This window comes from Planobispora rosea (assembly GCF_014648175.1).
Lineage (GTDB): Bacteria > Actinomycetota > Actinomycetes > Streptosporangiales > Streptosporangiaceae > Planobispora > Planobispora rosea.
The window spans coordinates 102212-117302 of record NZ_BMQP01000026.1 but is presented as its reverse complement, the minus strand read 5'-3'; the positions used below and the strand labels follow the sequence as shown (position 1 = coordinate 117302).

The 15091-nt window shown below is 69.6% G+C and carries 20 protein-coding genes; all 20 read right to left on the bottom strand.

Annotated elements, in window-relative coordinates; all coding sequences use genetic code 11:
- Nucleotide 1: 1 nt before the first annotated feature.
- The 20 genes from IEZ08_RS24660 to IEZ08_RS24565 all read right to left on the bottom strand — a co-directional run bounded on the left by IEZ08_RS24660 (nucleotide 2) and on the right by IEZ08_RS24565 (nucleotide 15028).
- The gene (locus IEZ08_RS24660; protein WP_189243068.1) at nucleotides 2–1084 is read right to left on the bottom strand and encodes a DNA cytosine methyltransferase; all 1083 of its coding nucleotides are present in this window, start codon (nucleotides 1082–1084) and stop codon (nucleotides 2–4) included.
- A 194-nt stretch (nucleotides 1085–1278) separates the two neighbouring features.
- The gene (locus tag IEZ08_RS24655) at nucleotides 1279–1800 is read right to left on the bottom strand and encodes a hypothetical protein (RefSeq protein ID WP_189243067.1); all 522 of its coding nucleotides are present in this window, start codon (nucleotides 1798–1800) and stop codon (nucleotides 1279–1281) included.
- A gap of 88 nt (nucleotides 1801–1888) precedes the next feature.
- The gene (locus IEZ08_RS24650; protein ID WP_189243066.1) at nucleotides 1889–2065 is read right to left on the bottom strand and encodes a hypothetical protein; all 177 of its coding nucleotides are present in this window, start codon (nucleotides 2063–2065) and stop codon (nucleotides 1889–1891) included.
- Between the two features lie 518 nt (nucleotides 2066–2583).
- Complete coding sequence (locus IEZ08_RS24645) at nucleotides 2584–3723, bottom strand: phosphoadenosine phosphosulfate reductase domain-containing protein (RefSeq protein WP_189243065.1); 1140 nt, start codon at nucleotides 3721–3723, stop codon at nucleotides 2584–2586.
- A gap of 250 nt (nucleotides 3724–3973) precedes the next feature.
- Nucleotides 3974–5056: a DNA-processing protein DprA gene (locus tag IEZ08_RS24640; RefSeq protein WP_189243064.1), complete on the bottom strand. Its 1083-nt coding sequence runs from the start codon at nucleotides 5054–5056 to the stop codon at nucleotides 3974–3976.
- A gap of 206 nt (nucleotides 5057–5262) precedes the next feature.
- A complete protein-coding gene (locus IEZ08_RS24635) occupies nucleotides 5263–5715 on the bottom strand; it encodes a hypothetical protein (protein WP_189243063.1) in 453 nt (150 codons plus the stop codon).
- A gap of 108 nt (nucleotides 5716–5823) precedes the next feature.
- Nucleotides 5824–6384, bottom strand: coding sequence for a hypothetical protein (locus IEZ08_RS24630; RefSeq protein WP_189243062.1), 561 nt, complete (start codon nucleotides 6382–6384; stop codon nucleotides 5824–5826).
- Between the two features lie 176 nt (nucleotides 6385–6560).
- Entirely contained in the window at nucleotides 6561–7178 is a 618-nt protein-coding gene (locus IEZ08_RS24625) for a hypothetical protein (protein ID WP_189243061.1), read from the bottom strand.
- Nucleotides 7179–7189: 11 nt separating this feature from the next.
- The gene (locus tag IEZ08_RS24620) at nucleotides 7190–7693 is read right to left on the bottom strand and encodes a hypothetical protein (protein WP_189243060.1); all 504 of its coding nucleotides are present in this window, start codon (nucleotides 7691–7693) and stop codon (nucleotides 7190–7192) included.
- 369 nt (nucleotides 7694–8062) lie between these two features.
- Nucleotides 8063–8758, bottom strand: coding sequence for a hypothetical protein (locus IEZ08_RS24615; RefSeq protein WP_189243059.1), 696 nt, complete (start codon nucleotides 8756–8758; stop codon nucleotides 8063–8065).
- Between the two features lie 201 nt (nucleotides 8759–8959).
- Nucleotides 8960–9517, bottom strand: coding sequence for a hypothetical protein (locus tag IEZ08_RS24610; RefSeq protein ID WP_189243058.1), 558 nt, complete (start codon nucleotides 9515–9517; stop codon nucleotides 8960–8962).
- 321 nt (nucleotides 9518–9838) lie between these two features.
- The gene (locus IEZ08_RS24605; RefSeq protein WP_189243057.1) at nucleotides 9839–10483 is read right to left on the bottom strand and encodes a hypothetical protein; all 645 of its coding nucleotides are present in this window, start codon (nucleotides 10481–10483) and stop codon (nucleotides 9839–9841) included.
- Nucleotides 10480–11004: a hypothetical protein gene (locus IEZ08_RS24600; protein WP_189243056.1), complete on the bottom strand. Its 525-nt coding sequence runs from the start codon at nucleotides 11002–11004 to the stop codon at nucleotides 10480–10482. The genes IEZ08_RS24605 and IEZ08_RS24600 overlap by 4 nt, the downstream gene beginning before the upstream one ends.
- Nucleotides 11005–11190: 186 nt before the next feature.
- Nucleotides 11191–11466 (bottom strand): hypothetical protein, encoded by a 276-nt coding sequence (locus IEZ08_RS24595; RefSeq protein ID WP_189243055.1) that lies wholly within the window; start codon nucleotides 11464–11466, stop codon nucleotides 11191–11193.
- Nucleotides 11467–11528: 62 nt separating this feature from the next.
- The gene (locus tag IEZ08_RS24590) at nucleotides 11529–11960 is read right to left on the bottom strand and encodes a hypothetical protein (RefSeq protein WP_189243054.1); all 432 of its coding nucleotides are present in this window, start codon (nucleotides 11958–11960) and stop codon (nucleotides 11529–11531) included.
- Complete coding sequence (locus IEZ08_RS24585; RefSeq protein ID WP_189243053.1) at nucleotides 11947–12159, bottom strand: hypothetical protein; 213 nt, start codon at nucleotides 12157–12159, stop codon at nucleotides 11947–11949. The genes IEZ08_RS24590 and IEZ08_RS24585 overlap by 14 nt, the downstream gene beginning before the upstream one ends.
- A gap of 17 nt (nucleotides 12160–12176) precedes the next feature.
- Nucleotides 12177–12965, bottom strand: a complete 789-nt coding sequence (locus tag IEZ08_RS24580) for an SRA domain-containing endonuclease (protein WP_189243052.1) — start codon at nucleotides 12963–12965, stop codon at nucleotides 12177–12179.
- A gap of 183 nt (nucleotides 12966–13148) precedes the next feature.
- Nucleotides 13149–13412, bottom strand: coding sequence for a hypothetical protein (locus IEZ08_RS24575; RefSeq protein WP_189243051.1), 264 nt, complete (start codon nucleotides 13410–13412; stop codon nucleotides 13149–13151).
- A 305-nt stretch (nucleotides 13413–13717) separates the two neighbouring features.
- Nucleotides 13718–13933: a hypothetical protein gene (locus IEZ08_RS24570; protein ID WP_189243050.1), complete on the bottom strand. Its 216-nt coding sequence runs from the start codon at nucleotides 13931–13933 to the stop codon at nucleotides 13718–13720.
- Nucleotides 13934–13936: 3 nt separating this feature from the next.
- Nucleotides 13937–15028: a hypothetical protein gene (locus tag IEZ08_RS24565; RefSeq protein WP_189243049.1), complete on the bottom strand. Its 1092-nt coding sequence runs from the start codon at nucleotides 15026–15028 to the stop codon at nucleotides 13937–13939.
- Nucleotides 15029–15091: the final 63 nt, after the last annotated feature.

The following is a 15091-nucleotide window of genomic DNA, read 5'->3' as shown; positions in this document are numbered from 1 at the left end:
TCTACCTGCAGATTCTCGCTGTCCACTCGCCACGTGTGACTACGAACTGCGGAACCCGGGAGTACCAGCCGCGGACTTTGCCGGTGATGCTGATGCCGGGCTTGTCGGCGCTCCATTCGTTGCCGCCGGCGGTTTTACGCTCGCCGCGGGTGTTGACCCAGATGCCCGGGGGCCACGACAGCGCCTGAGCGGCCGTGGTCACCGGCAGGGCGCGCCGGGGCTGCAGGGCGCTGAGGTCGAGGTAGCGGTGGCGACACGCCATCAGGAAGACTCGTTTGCGCCGGGAGGCCAGACCGTAGTCGACCGCGTCCAGGATCTGGTATTCGGCGCTGCACCAATCGGCGCAATACAGCTCTTCGCGGATGCCGTCCATGACGATCTCGGGCAGGGCGCTGGATTGCTCCATCGCCAGCCACTGCAGGTTGTCGTAGGTGCTGGTCAGCGTCAGCGCCCAGATCAGGACCTCGGCGATCAGTCCGATGCGTTCGTCGGTCATCTCGGCGATCGGGGCGCGCACTTCGTCGAGGGTCAGCAGCGGCCCGGTGTAACCCGCATCTCCCTGCCAGTTCTCGTCATCACCGCAGATGCCGCATGCGACATTGCCGAAGCCCTCGCAGGCGAAGCCTTCGTGCCAGTGCCCGAAAGTCGCCTCGAAGGCCGCGGTGAACACATCCAACAGCAGATCCAGATTGTGCGGATCGTGGCCGGCGCGTTTGCCTGCCGGGGTCCAGCACTGGCAGGGGGCGGAAACGATCAGGCCGCGGACCCAGCGCAGCGCGGGGTGGCTCGGGTCGAGTGCGCGCACGTCGGCGATGATCCGGCGGAAGCCTGCGGCGGTAGCGGTGACGGCGGCGTCTTTGTGGAGTTCGACGCCGACGATGTCGACGCGGCGGCCCAGGACGTCGCGGATGCCCACGCACCAGCCGCCCGGGCCGGCGAACAGGTTGATGATCCGCTCGGGGTCGTCGGGGCCGGGGGCGAACAGCCACTCCACCGGCCACGGGTCGGCGAGCTGACGCAGTTCTTCTTCGGTGGCGCCGGCCAGGTCGGGCAGCGGGGGGCAGGCGAAATCGTAGGGGAACACCGGGGCGACGGGCTTTCTGAGGGGGCAGGCATCGGTGAGGAGTGCGCGCGGGGACGGGGTCAGCTCGCATCCGGGTGCGCGGCCGTGCGCCGGGGAGTTGAGGGGCGAGGCCAGCAGGCGGGAGTGCCTGCGCGCATGCGTCAGCTCAGAGCCGGAAGGGAGGGGCCATGGCAGCGGTGGTGGGTGATCCTTCGCTAGTGCCCGGATTCGCTCGTTGAAGCGGTCCGGGCCCGCCAGCGTCGCCAGGCGATCATGATGCGTTCCGTCAGCCGCAGGACCGGTTCACCACCGGCAAGCACCTCATCGATCTTCAGACGGGTGGCGCCGTCAAGGAGCATGCCGGACTCCGGGTCGGTGTCGTCGGTGACGGCCCCCCACACCTCCTGGTTGATCTCGGTCAGCTCGGCGCAGTAGGGCCCGAGCGTGGCGTCCAGCCGGGTCTCCCAGGAGTCGCTCCTCCACAGATCCTCATCAAGGCAGGCGCCATCGGCGCTGTAGCCGATGCGCCGGCCGTCGGCGGTGTAGTAGCCATCCGGGATCAGGCAATCGCCATCTTTCGACCACGCCAGGCCGACGGTGACGGCCTCGGGCCGGACGGTACGCACGCGGCGGGCGATCGCCAGCAGCGACAGTGCGGCTATCGCCTGGTCAATGCGCCGCAGCTGCCCGCCCAGATAGGCAAGGCGCTCATCGAGGTATCTGGTATCCAGCGTCATACAGGGCCTTTCGCGAAGCCGGGGCTGGGCAGCAGGCGCTGCACCGCCCCGGCGGGATGCGGATGATCTACGGCCGGACTGACCCCGCTCACACGGGTCGTGGCCGCGCAAGGGTGAGCAGGTAGGCCTGGCCGCACGAGGCGGTGCGGTAGTGGCGGCCGTAGCGGGCGGCGTGCACGTGGGTGCGCCCGCAGAACGGGCACTCATCGACGACGGCCAGGGCGCGGTCGGCGCGGTCGACGCCGACGGCGAGCCGGGCCCGCACACGTGTGGTGACCAGGCACAGCTCGGCCCGGCCTGGTTCAGCGGCATGGGTGCAGATGACGGTGCAGCGGGGGCTGCATCTGCCGCGGCCTTCGGCGCTGCGGCAGATGAGACAGGCCGGTCGGCACGGCTGGGTCTGGGTCTGTTTGCTGCGGCGGGGTCGTGGCGGATGGGTGGGTCTCCGTGACGGGTTCCTGCGGGATGCGGGCACGGGGGAGGACCGCTCTGGGCTTGTGGCGGTCTCCCAGAGATCGAGTTGAGTCAGGTGCCGGCTCATGGCCGTTCACCTCCCACGAGGCGTCGCGCCCACGACGGTGCGGGCTGCGACGCCTCGTGATCCAGGAGGTGTTGTTCGGGTATGGTCCGCGCAGGCGCACCGGCCGTGGGTGCGTCTGCAGGCCGGCCAGGAACGCCTGACAGCGGCCCGGTTGTCGCCCGGTCTGGGCGGCGGCCATGGCGGCAAGACACCCGTCCGCCACACGAGCTGGCGGTCACCGCGGCAGGGCCGCGCGCGGCCGGTCACCGGCTCGCCCTGGCCAGCAGCGCCGCCGTGGCATCGTCAAGCGGCGGCAGGATCGGGGCGCTGGTGTCGGCGCGGGCGGCCAGGGTGACAGCGCGGCGGGCGGCGCTCAGCAGTTCGCTGGTACGGGCGGTGGCCCGGCCGGTGAGCTGCTGCGCCGTCCAGGGGCGGCGGGGTCGGCCGGAGGCGGTCACGCCCTCGCCGCGGGCGACCGGGGTGGAGGCGAGATGCTCGCGCACCAGCTCATACAGCGCTAGCGCGGCCTCCGCCGCCCCGTGGTGATCGTCGAGGTCCTCTCGCCTGGCGGCGTCCAGCGCGGTGACGATCTCCTGCATGGACAGCCGCTCGGTGAACCGCTCACCGAGTTCGATCTCGGCGGCCAGGTAGTCGGCGGCCAACGCGGGCCGCAGCGCCGCGGCGAGCATCAGGTCTTCGGCCGTCGCCAGCACGCACAGGCTGCAGCTGAGCCGCAGCATGCCCCATGTGTAGGCGGCGTGGGCGCGCAGCCCGGACTTCTTGATCATGGTCCATACGTCGGTGATGGTCCAGTCGCGGATCGGCAACCAGCGGGTGATGCGCCGGTTGCCCGAGGAACGGCGTTCGTTGACCTGGACGATGGGCTGGGCGGCGCGGCCCGCCGATTCCTGGCCGCGCAGGCCGAGGCAGTACAGCACCTCCACCGGCCGGTCCGCGGGCACGCCGAGCTGCTGCCAGAACTCGGTGACGGCCTCGGTGATCCACGTCATCGACGGGCCTTCCTTCTGGTCGGAGGTGCACCAGCGCGCGTTGTTCGCCGGCCAGCGACGACGCTCGCCGAGCAGTTGCTCCATCAGGTCTCCGCCCGGGCGGGTGCGCACCACGAACTCGAACCCGTAGTGGGCGGCGTGCTCGCGCGCCAGTTCGGCCACGTTCTGCCATTCGACCGGCTCGCCGGAGGCGGTGGTCCCAAGGTGGTTGTGCAAGACGACGACGCGGCCGCGATACCCCTGGACGCCGATCAGCTCGGCGACGTAGGCGAGCAGGGCGATGCTGTCCTTACCGGCCGAGGAACAAATGACGATCACGTCGTAGGCGAGCAGGTTCAGGACGGGCCGGGACCGGCGCTCCAACTCGGGCAGGTCCACGGCGAGCTGCGTCATGCCTTCACCCACGGGCTGGGACCGAACGGAGGTTGAGGCGGCTCACCGCAGCTCATGGCGATCAGAAGGGCGCGCAGGCCTTCGTCGGCCGGGGGCTGGGGGCGCAGGGTGTAGGGGCTGCAGCCTCCCGCATGCCCGGCGCCGGCTCGGCAGGTGAACGGGATGGGCTGGTTGCGGCCTTCCCGGCATGCACCGGACCGCGGCCGCCGGCCCGTCTCCTCGGGCGGGGGGATGGCGAAAGTCAGCTGCATCACGTGCTCCTGCACCCTTCGTCGCACTGCCACCCGTGCGCGGGGCAGTAGGCGGGGTCGTCCTGGGCGAACGGCATCCCACCGTCGGCCAGTGCCTGGACGAACTCCTGCGGTGTCCACTGCCGCTCGTCGTGCTGCGGCTGGGTGCCGGTGCGCCGGGCGGCGGCCGCATCGCTGGCCGAGGCCATCAGCGCGAGCACGTGCTGGGTGTTGCTGACCAGGGCGGCGCTGCCCTCGCGAATCAGCCGGTGGCAGGGCTCCGACAGCTCGGAGGTGACCGGTCCGGGGACCGCGCCCAGCGGTCGGCGCAGCATCTGGGCATGTTCGGCGGTGGCCAGGGTGCCGCTGCCCTCGGCCGCTTCGACGATCACCGTGGCGCGGCCCAGGGCGGCGGTGATGCGGTGCGCGGCTCGCCGCCGAAAAGGGGTCGCGTTGGTGCGGGGCGGGCACTCGCTGACCACAAGGCCCTCCTCGGCGAGGAAATGCGCCAGATACCGATACGGGTGCCCGCGGGAGGAGAGCAGGTCGATGCCCGAGGCCAGCACCGCGACGCAGAGGGCTGACTCGCCCAGGGCGGCCGCGCCGATACCGTCGGCGAGCTCGGCGACGATCGCGTGGCTGGCCCGGGCGACGCCCGTGGCCAGCTGGGTCGCGGTGTGGCTGCCGTAGGGGGTGGCGGCTCGGGATCCGGTGATGGTCACCGCGCGCTGGCAGGCGATGCGCAGGTCGGCCGGGCCGCGCACCCACAGCCCCACCGGCTGGGCTGGGCCCAGCTCGTTCAGGCCCGCGGGCCACTCGGCGCTGTCGGGCGTCAGGAACCGCGCTTTGCTGGCGTACCCGGTCTCCAGGTCGGCCGCTGGATCGGCGCGGCGCAGGCGCAGCTGCCAGCCGGGCAGCTGCCGCGCCAGCACGTCGGCGTCGTCGATCTCGGAGGCGGCGTGCAGGTCCGCCAGCGCGTCGCCGTTGATGGCCTCGATGACGCCGGCCGCGCTCAGCTTGTGAATCAAGCGACCGATGAGCTCGTCACCGGGGGCGGCCAGCCGCATGAGCGCAAGCCGGGCCAGCTCATCGGGATCGGTCATGGTCAAAATCGTCTTCCTTTCACGCAAAGGCCCGGGGCCGGTCGACAGGCGCCGACCGGCGCCGGGCCGGGGCGGGGGGAACCTCAAGCGCCCGGGCCAGTCGGCCCGGGCGGCAGCGATGAGGGTGAAGCAGGCAGCGGGCGAGCGCAGGCACGTCCGTCGAGGTGGTCGTGGCCGCAAGGGCGCACGCGCGGGCAGGCGGGCCTTTACTCCCCGACGACGGTGATACGTCCCCACAGGGAGGGCGGCCGGCAGCAGCTGCCGTCGGTGGCACAGCCGTGGGCGCACCAGCGGCACGTCGTGAGACAGGACCGGTCGGTGCCAAGAGCGCACCGGCCGGGCTCGCAGGTGCAGCAGCGGGCGCGTTCGCCGGGCGCGACGGGGCAGTACGGGTGGGCGTACAGGCACACGTGCAGGCCCAGCGCGGTGATGCCGCCGGGCTGGTAGGCCGCGGCGGCCAGGCCTCGGGCCAGGTGCGCCAGCACGCCGGAGGGCTTGGCCTTGGGGGCAGGAAAGAGCATCTGGTCGGCGCGGGAGGCGATCGCGTCGGCGGCGGCCGCCGCTACCGTCTGGCGCTGCTCGGTACTTGCGCCGCTGAGCTCGACGATGGCCAGCGGGATGAGACCCAGCAGGGAAAGGTGGAGCAGAGCGGGCTCCACAAGGCACCTCCTTCGAGGATGGGGCCGGCGCCCCTTCGACGGTGATCGCGCATGAGGTGTTCAGCCGGTCACCGCACACGCGCCGGAGCGATGTGAGGAGGGGAAACCTCAGGCGGTCTTTTTCACCGGGGCAAGACGGCGGATCTCGCTCCACTGCTCGCCGTCGGGCCAGTGGCCGACCGTGGCGCTCTGGGCGTCGACCTCGACGCCCACCAGCAGATGGCCGTCCTCACGTTCGATCGCCACCGAGACGGAGTCGGCCGAGAGCTCGTCGGCGAGGAAGGAGGCCACCTTGTGCCCGCCGACGAAGACGGCGAAGGTGCGGGGCCGGTCAGCAACAGCCGCGCGCAGCGCGTCGGTGATCAGACGCTGCAGCGCGTAGAGCCGGTCGGTGTCGGTCGCATACGTCAGGGCGTGGTAGACGATGGCGTTGCGGATGCGGAGGGCGCCGTAGTCCTTGGCGTCGAAGCGCTCAACCAGCGGGCCGGTCAGCCGGATCCTGGCGCAGGTGGGCATGAACGCATAGTCGACGTCGATGAGCGTGGCGAAGCCGCTCTGCACCAGGAGATGACCGGTGTTGGCGTAGTCGCTGTTGTTTACGCAGTCCAGTCCGGCCGCGGTGGCGGTCTGCTCGATCGCTTCGAGGATCTTGGTCTGCATGGTGGGCATGCTGGAGGCCTCCGTGAGGTTAAGGGGCGTGAAGGGGTGCAGGGCGGGGGGATCTCAGCCCTCGGAACGGACGGTCAGGGACACCCCCAGGTCGGCGGCCTTGAGCGCCGGGTGCATGGCGTTGAACGTGACGGCGTCACGGGTGCTCAGCGGGGTCTTTCCATTCACCAGGGATGTCAGGTGGCGAGCTGGGCCAATGCTTCGCGCAGCCGGTCGAGGGAGACGCCTCGCTCGGTGCGGGTACCGAGGAAAAGGCCGGCGGCCATGGCCGCGACATCGTCGGAGATGGAAGCGATCTGCCCGACCGGCTCAACGAGTGCGGTCTTGCCGTCCTTGACCGCCCATGTGGCGGCGATGTGGCCTTCGCCTTCGTCGGTGACGAGTTGGGCGTGCAGGGTCAGGTAGGGGAACGCGGCGGCGATGGCCTGCCACTCTTCGGTGACGTCTTCGACCGTGGGCCATTTGCCGATGTTGTAGTTCGAGCAGCCGATCGTGCCGTCCCAGTCGCACCAGCCGTAGGCGCCGCCGAGCCAGGAGGAAGCGATGCGCTGGTTGGCGAGGTAGGTGAGGTCCAAGACGCCGTACCGGTCGTGGAATGCCTGGGCGGATTTCCAGTCGGGGTGTCCGTGCTTGTCGCGGGCGATGCCGAACAGGTCGTGGACGGTGGTTTCCCAGACGCGGTCGTTGGTGTGCATGTGCCGGGTGTTGGTGCGGATGAGGATCTCGTTCGCCTGTTCGCGGGTGACGGCGTCACCGACAACGAGGAGGCGGGGCCATTTGGTGAGGTCGGTCACAGCGGGGTCCTTTAGGAGACACAACGGAAGGTGCGGCGCGCCCGCTGGGCGCGGCGCTCGGCGAATGCGGCGAACGCCTTTTCGTAGCGGGCGCGATACTCCTGATCAGCGGGGGTGTCGAGGGCGGGATTGCGGATGTGCCGGGGCACCAGGTGCTCGGGGCATCCGGTGCCGTCGCCGGGACGGTGGTTGTCCGCCCAGGTGAACCCGCACGCGCACCAGGGGCGGCCGTAGTCGGGGTCGTTTTCGGTGTGGATGGCGCGGCCGGTGGGGGTGAAGCCGTAGCGGGGGATCTGGTGTTCTGCCGCGGTCGTCCACTGCTGGAACCCCTGCGGATCGATCGCGGGATCGGGTCCGTAGTGCAGCATGGTCGCGATGTACAGCTCGCGCCGGGCGGCGATGGCGGCCATGCGCTCAGCGTGGCTGCGGGGCAGCCGGTCGGGATCGAGGTCGGCCAGGACGTACTCCATGTGGGCCTCGTCCAGGTCTTCGGCCTGCGGGCACTGCGTTCTCACCGAGAAGTACAGGGACGGCCGGCCCCGGGAGCCCTGGTAACACACCACACAGCCGCAGCTCAGGTACTGCCAGCCGGACAAGGCAGCCAGGGCGAGCCCATGAGCGGGTGGAACCATCGGGGTGGCTGCGCCAGCGGCAGGGACACGATCCCCCATGGGAGGAACGGGGCGAGCGGAGGCGGTCCCGCCACAATCGGTCATCTCACGGCTTCCTTTCTCGGGTGTGGACCGGCATGCGGAAGAGCCCTTGCGGCGAGGTCTGCGGGCGACGAAGGCCCGGTGTTGACCGCTTGGGCGTGGGAGGTTCCGGCTGGCGTCGCGCTCCGGTCCCAAGGCGCCCTGACACGGCGGTGCCGCTGAGTTTGTCGTTCAGGTGATCCGCTCGACGTGCGCCCAGATCACGGTTCCGATGGCATCACGGTCGAAGCCGCGTTCTCCGGAGTGGTGGATGAATCGGTACGTCCCCGGTGCCACATCTACGACGGTGTCGCTCCAGTCAAGCGTGCCGGGGTCACCGCCCCGGGCCTTCCAGTGCTCGAAGTCCGCACAGGAGTAGGCCCACAGATCGGTGCAGATGCTGGCCAGGCAGGCGCTGTCGGGAGGCGACGGGTTGTCGGCTTCGTCGAGGCTCGCAGTGGCGATGATGTAGCTGTCGGGGCCCGTGCGATACAGGCCCAGACCGCAGTTACTGGTCGGGCCGTAGGCGCAGCCGATGGCGGCCATGGCCTCGATCGCCTGGGCTTTGCCGAGGGCCGTGTTGTAACTGGCGAAGCTTTCGTCGTTCCAGTCGTAGACGGGACGCAGGTCGTCGGTGACCAGCAACTTCCCTGACGGCACGGCGAGCGTGATCGTGGTGGTGATGCCGTCCGGATAGGGACAGGGCTCCTGCACCCGGACGGTGTCCTTCGTGATGGCGAACGTCGGCCAGGCACCGCAGACAGCGCAGCAATACTCGGCGCTCAAGATCAGCGGCTTCTCACCGTCGAAGGGCCGAAGCACCTTCACCTGGCTCTTGCGGGAGATGAGGTGTCCGTTGGCTTCTAAGGGCAGGGTCTCGACGCGCATGCGGTGTGCGGCTCCTTATCGTGCGTTTCGTCTCGGGCGGCGGGACAAAACCGCTCTGCGATGGATGGCGGCCGCCCATTTTCCGAACTGCGGGGCAGGCCGTGACGGGGCCGGCGTTCCCCTCCCGGCCGGTGGATGAGCGAGCCGGGAGGGGAAGAAAATCACCGGTGGGTGACGACAGCGGATCGTGTTGCCGCCGGGTCAGGAAGCGGCAGGCTGCTTGGCTCCCACCAATGCTTTGCTGAGAACGATCTCTTCGTCGGCATGCCGCCAGGTATATCCGGGACGGTGGATGACGACGGCCGTACCGGGTTCAGCATTGCCGCAGATCATCTGATGCCGTTTCGGGTCGAACCCTGCGTCGGCTCCGGCCGAGCCGATCGCAGTGAGCCGATGGCAGGTGGCCAGGCCGCGCACTCGGGAGATGAGGGTGTCGAAAGACACGTCTCTGGCCGTCAGCTCTTCGATCTCGGCTGCGAGCTCTGCTAGCGCACGCATGGCGTCGATCTTGAGCTGGCGTTCACGGCGCTCTTGGCGCGTCAGCTCTCTGGCATGGTCGTTGTACTTTTCGACTTCCTCCGTCATCTGCTGCTCGGAGGGGTAGCTGTCGTATGCGCTGAGCGCGGTGAGTGTGACCTTGGTCTCGGCGTCGATGAGGTGGTAGCTGCGACCGCCATCGGGCCAGGTGGCGAGCTCCACCAGGAGCCGCCGATCGTTGATGATGTGCTCGCCCACGATCGTTTCACTGATCGGATTCATGGTGTCCTTCCTGCGGACCCGGACGCGGAGTGGTCGGTAGTAATGCCCCATGGGGTTGTCCGGTCCTCGACCGGATCCGGGGGTGCGCCCGGCGCCGGGGAGTGGAAGACACCGGGTTCTCGGTAGGCCGGAGGGCTCGCCGGCAGGGCGAGCGCGTAGCGGCCTGGCCTTCCGGCGTACCGAGGTTCCGGAGTACCTCCGGGAAAGGCGCCGGGAGTACTCGGTCGGCCGCGCAGCGTTCCCGCCGGGATTGCGGTCTGGATGCGATGAGGGTCCGCGCAGGCTGACCGGCGTCAGTGCCGTCCGTCTCATGTCGACCGGTCAGCCGGCCTGGGACTTTCCCGACCGGCCGACCAGGCGTAAGGGCTGCGGATAGCGATACACCCACAGGCCGCGTGCGCCATCGGCGATGGCGTTGGCGGCGCTGGGCCGCTGGTGGCCTCCGCCTTTGGCGCCGGTGGAGGTGCGGATGCGCTCGAAGCCGTCGAATCGGTACAGCCGGCCGGGCGTGCCGGGCAGGCTGGTGCTCGCCAGCGCCTCGATCTGCGGTCGTCCGCACAGCTCAGCGCTGCGCGCATCCCAGCCGGGAAACCTCCCCAGCCACAGCGGCGCAAGATAGTCGCGGGTGATGCGCAGCACCGCCCGCAGGCAGTGGCGGTCGCGGCGGTCCGGGCTACGCGCGATGCGGGCAAGGTCGACGGTGTTGTACCTGTTCAGACCCTGCGATTGGCACACGCTGGGGTTGATGGTGCTGGCCAGCACGACGGCGGCCGCGCGTCGGCCGCGCTCTTCCATCACGAACGCCAGGCTGCCGAACGGGCGGCGGTAGGGCCGGCCGGCGGGGTATTCGTCATCGGGCAGGTGCAGGGGATGCCGCCAGGTGATCAGGAGTTCCTCCGCCTCGGCCACTGGCGTTTGGTAGAAGGCGACCGCAGGGGAGACTTCCAGGGCCAGCTGGCGGCTCATCCGGTTTCCTGCGGGTGCGCCCTGCCGGATCCGCCGCTGGGCTGCCCACCGGCCCCCGCCGTACCGCAAGGTCCGGTACCTGCGACGATGAAGCGCCGAGGGTCACCGGGTGCCGGGTCAGGGTCGCTGCCGAGGGCAAGGTCGCCGGTGAGGGGCTGATAACCCTCGGGCGTGGCGGGCGTGCTGACCCACACCTCGTACTCGGGCGGGAACTGGCGCAGTTGTGTGCTGAGCGTCCCTGCGGTGGCTCGTGCCGACCTTCCGCGCACGGGCGGCGGTGTGCGGTCGTGCCTGGGGGCATCTGGCAACTCTTGCTGGAGCAGGGTGAAGATCCGCAACATGAATGCCCACAGATCTTCAGGCGATCCCGTGAGCGCAAAAGCTGACGACCATGGGTTGCCGATCGCCAGGGCGTAGTTTCCGGTGTTCAGGTCGAGGCTGTGGTCATCGGGGTCGGTCTCAGGGGTGAGAATCTCCACCTCGACGTCGGTGACGTCTACGTCTTCGTATCGCTTGGGCACGACAGGCCCCCTTTCGGCTTTCGGCGTGTGGGCCTTCGGGGCGCCGGAGCGCCCCGGGAGCCCTTCCCCGGCTGTCACTGGTGGCGTGGAGGCCTCAGCGATCAGGCGGTTGGACCCGATCTGCGGCGCAGGAGTCTTTCTGCACCGCCGGCCAGTGTTCCTCGCGGAGGTGCGCTGGCTGGAGAACTACTCTTCGCGGGTGTCGAACTCGAGGGTGACTCTCCACCGGCCGGGTGCCACCGGCACGGGGTCGGCCGTGGCTTCCGCATGACGCAGGTCGTCCTCATAGTCGTGATCGATCCAGGCGAGGACCCTCAGTTCCGCTTCTTCAGGGGTGGCGGCGTCGATGGAGTAGAAGGACTTCGCTGTTCTTTCGTCCACGTCCCCTGCCGAGCCGTGGGACTCCGCGTTCCACCGGTTCGCCGGAACCTGCGGAAATGTTCTCTTGTACATCGTCGGCATAGCGATCTCTTTCATAGGTGTGTTGGTTCATGCTCGGCTGAGAGGATCCAGGGTTCGCAGTGTCAGCCGGTGCGAGCAGCGCGGCAGATGCAGCACCGGTGCTCACGAGGAAACAGGGCGCTGCATTTGTGACGATGAGTACCGTGGCGGATCAGCAGATGCAGCTGGTAGGCGTTGATGGCCCCGCCCTGGTTCAGGGCGATCTGGTAGGGGTCCTGCAGGGCGGAATCATGCGGCAGTAGACAGCGCACCGCGGCGTTGCCCAGGGCGCGCCAGCGCTCACCGACGCCGACCAGTACCCCGGCAATGCGGACCTCGACCCGCTGGCCGACGGTGACGTCGATACCGTCGACGGGCTCGTAGGTGGCGACCATGGAGCCGGGGCACGGGTTCAGCAGTCGGCGGGGCCAGCCCAGCCGCGTGTTGATGGCATCGATATGGTCGGTGACCTCTTGCGGGGTGACCTTGAGTGCAGGGACGTCACTCGGGATCATGGGCGCCGTCGATGTCGGTGCGGGTCGTGCGGGCGGCTAGGGAGCGGCGGGCGTCGCAGGGCTGCGTGAGCTGGGCGAGCGCGATGTAGACGCCGACGCTATCGCCGGTTTGGAGGGCTTGGTCGAGAGCGGCGGTGATCGTCTGCCGCTCTTCTTCGGTGGTCCAGTGGGAGAAGAAGTGGTGGCACGCAGAACTCATGGCGTTGCCCTTTCGGATCAGCCTGAGATGCGGGGAACGGCGGCCCCAAGGGAGGGCGGTCGGCCTTCGACAGTGGCCGGGCCGGTACGGGGCGTTTGCTGACGGGCGAGGGCGCGCTGGGCCTGCGGTGGCGGGTGCTCCCAGCACCAGCGCTGCATCGGGTAGGGCTGCTCGATCCAGGTGGTCGTGCTGCTGTCGGGGTCCAGGGCCTGGTGGTCGGCGGGACGGCCGATGCGCTTGGGGTTGATCATTCTGCGGGAGCAGCCGGTACGTTCGCATGCGACGATCCAGCTGGTCGGGGTCTCCTGCAGGATCGTGGTGGCCTGATCGGGATGACTGACCAGCAAGAACACCAGCACGCTGCGGACCTGGCCGCAGCGGTCGGGGCCTTCGCTCATCAACACACCGGGCCACGGGCTGCTGGTGGGCCGGTCATCCAGGCGGAAGCGGCCGAGGTACTCCCACTGCTGAGTACCGGGCACCGGAACAAACAGCCGCAGCGGCCGACCGCCGTCGACCGCATGGTCGCGCAGGGCGAGATTGCCCTGCCGCAACTCCTGGTCGCCTTCGAGTCCTTCGCCGTGGAAGTGGAAGCGGCCCTCGTCGTCCCAGCCGTTGTAGCACCCGGGGTAGGGCTGCGGGTCGGAAAACAGCAGGATGTTCGCTGAGCGGGACTTACAGGGAGAGATCATCGTGTGAATGCGGCCGCCGTAGCGGTCGTGGATGTGCGACCGCAGCAGCCGCTCGCCGGGCTCGACACGCCAGGGCGTCTGCGGATCACCGGGATTTCGCATGTGCGTGCTCACGAACACTGCGTCCTTTCCGAAAAGGATGCACGCCGAGGCCGAGACCTGGGCATGCGGGGCGACGCCGCGCGGAGGGGCACGGTCCGGGGTGCGCGAGGGGTCAGGGATGGGGCTCGGGCCCGCCAGTGGTCGTGGGCCTCACGTCGTGCCCCTGAGGGTGAAACGAGGCCCCGCTGCGTGCCTTTAGAAGGCGGGCCGGTCGACTGCAGCGGCCTCGGGCCAGGTCCGCATGTCGTAGCCGGGATCGGGAAGGCTGACCTCGATCACGATCACGTCGTCGTCGGCCTGACCGGCGGGCAGCACGACAGCGGCGGTCAGCCGCTGGGGATCGCGATCGTCGGGATCGTGGGGTGCCAGCCGTACCTCGGCCACCCCCTCCATCCCGGTGAGCTGCTGAATCAGATCGCGATAGAACATGCGCAGGATCTGTGACGGGTCACTGCTCATGGTCGTACCTCCTTACTCGCTGGGGGAAGCGGCGCGGGTTCCCGGCGCCTGGATCGTCCCGACCCCGGGTTCTCGGAGCGCCGGAAGGTCCGCCGAAGGCGTGGCCTTCCGGCGCGCGGAGGTTCCGGGGTAGATCCAGGCCCTGGTGCCGGGAACCCTCTGCGTGTCGACCTGCGGCCTGGTCATGGCCCGGGGCGCTGAGCTGCGCGGAGGTCAGAGCCAACTGCTGCTCGGAAGCGGCTGACGCCTACCTGGTCGGGGTGGATCCGAACGTGGACGTCTGTGCATCGGGGTGGCAGAGCGGGTCAGGCCTCAAGCAGGTCAGCGATGCCCTGCAGCTTCCGACGCAGGTCCGCTACGGTGAGGGGAAGCTGGACATGCCACACGTCCTGGCCGCTGCCGCTGCTGTTGGCCTCATACCTGTAGCGCCATCCGGCCCGCGTTAGCTGGTCGGCGGTGAAGCCGAACGCCAGCGCCTGCTCCAGTTGGTCGGCGACGATAGCGGCGTCCCGCACCGGCAACAGCTACTGCTGCGCCTCGTTGTCACGGTGCCAGACGGTGCGCTCGCTGTCGTGGATGGCCAGCACTTCACCGTGCAGCGTGTAGCACAGAGGTGTCTTGCACAGGCCGAGCTCGAGGCTGATTTCGCGGGCGTCCGGGATACAGCGGCGGATCCGATGGGCAACGGCGGCCAGGCACGCCTTCAGGTGCTCGTCACGGGCGGCGGTGACCAGGTCATGCTGCAGCTGGCGGGCGCGATCCTGTAGGTCCTGCTGCGGGTGGGAGGCGGTGAGGTCAAGGCGGGTCGTTGCGGGGCTGTTCTCGCGCGGGCCGGGGGCAGCGGATGTGCTGATCATGGCGCCGGGGGTGTCTTCCCCGGAGAAGTCGGCCAGATGCAGGCGGTAGGCGCGTTCGGCGAGGGCGATCTGGCGGCGGCTGAGGGTCTCATCGCCCAGGGCGTTGCCGCCGCCGGCCGCCTCGCCCGCGGTACGCACCAGGCAGTCGAGCTCATCGGGGGAAAACTCACCGGCGATGCCGGGCAGCGCCGTCGGAACGGTGGCACCGGCGGCGCGGGCCTGGTCGCTGTCGTCGAAGAGGGTCATCCCGCCGACGGTGATGCGCAGCGGGGCCGTGCCGTCGGCGCGGATGAGCTCGCTCCAGGTGCTGTCCAGGTCAACGGAGACGCACACGGCCCTGGTCTCCGGGTCCAGGTAGGCGAAGGTCAGAGCGCCGGCCACGGACACGGCGGGCAGGGTCTCGGGGTCGATCGCGGACAGGAAGCTGGCGCTCCGGTGGGCTGCGGCACAGTAGTCGGAGCTGAGAACGTCATGGGCGAGCGGGAAGCTGTTCGCCAGCGCGGCCAAGACCTCCTGCTGGGCCTCTGCGGTCAGCCCGTCCAGGACCGTGTCGCTGGCCACGTGCCCGGGTGCGCGGCCTTTGACGGCGGCGAACACCTCCTGGCACAGCAAGGGGTAGGCGTCACCGCCGATGCGGTGAGCGGCGACGCGGGCCAGGGTCTTCAGCGCCTGGATGAGGGTGCCGCCGGCGCTCAGGCAATCGCGGGCGGCCTCGATGGGGGAGACCCTATCGAGGGTGGCGGGAGGAAGGACCGTCATCGCTGACTCCGAGGGGAGAAATGAGTCAGGGGCGGCGCAGGATGCGCCACCCCTGGGGGTGAG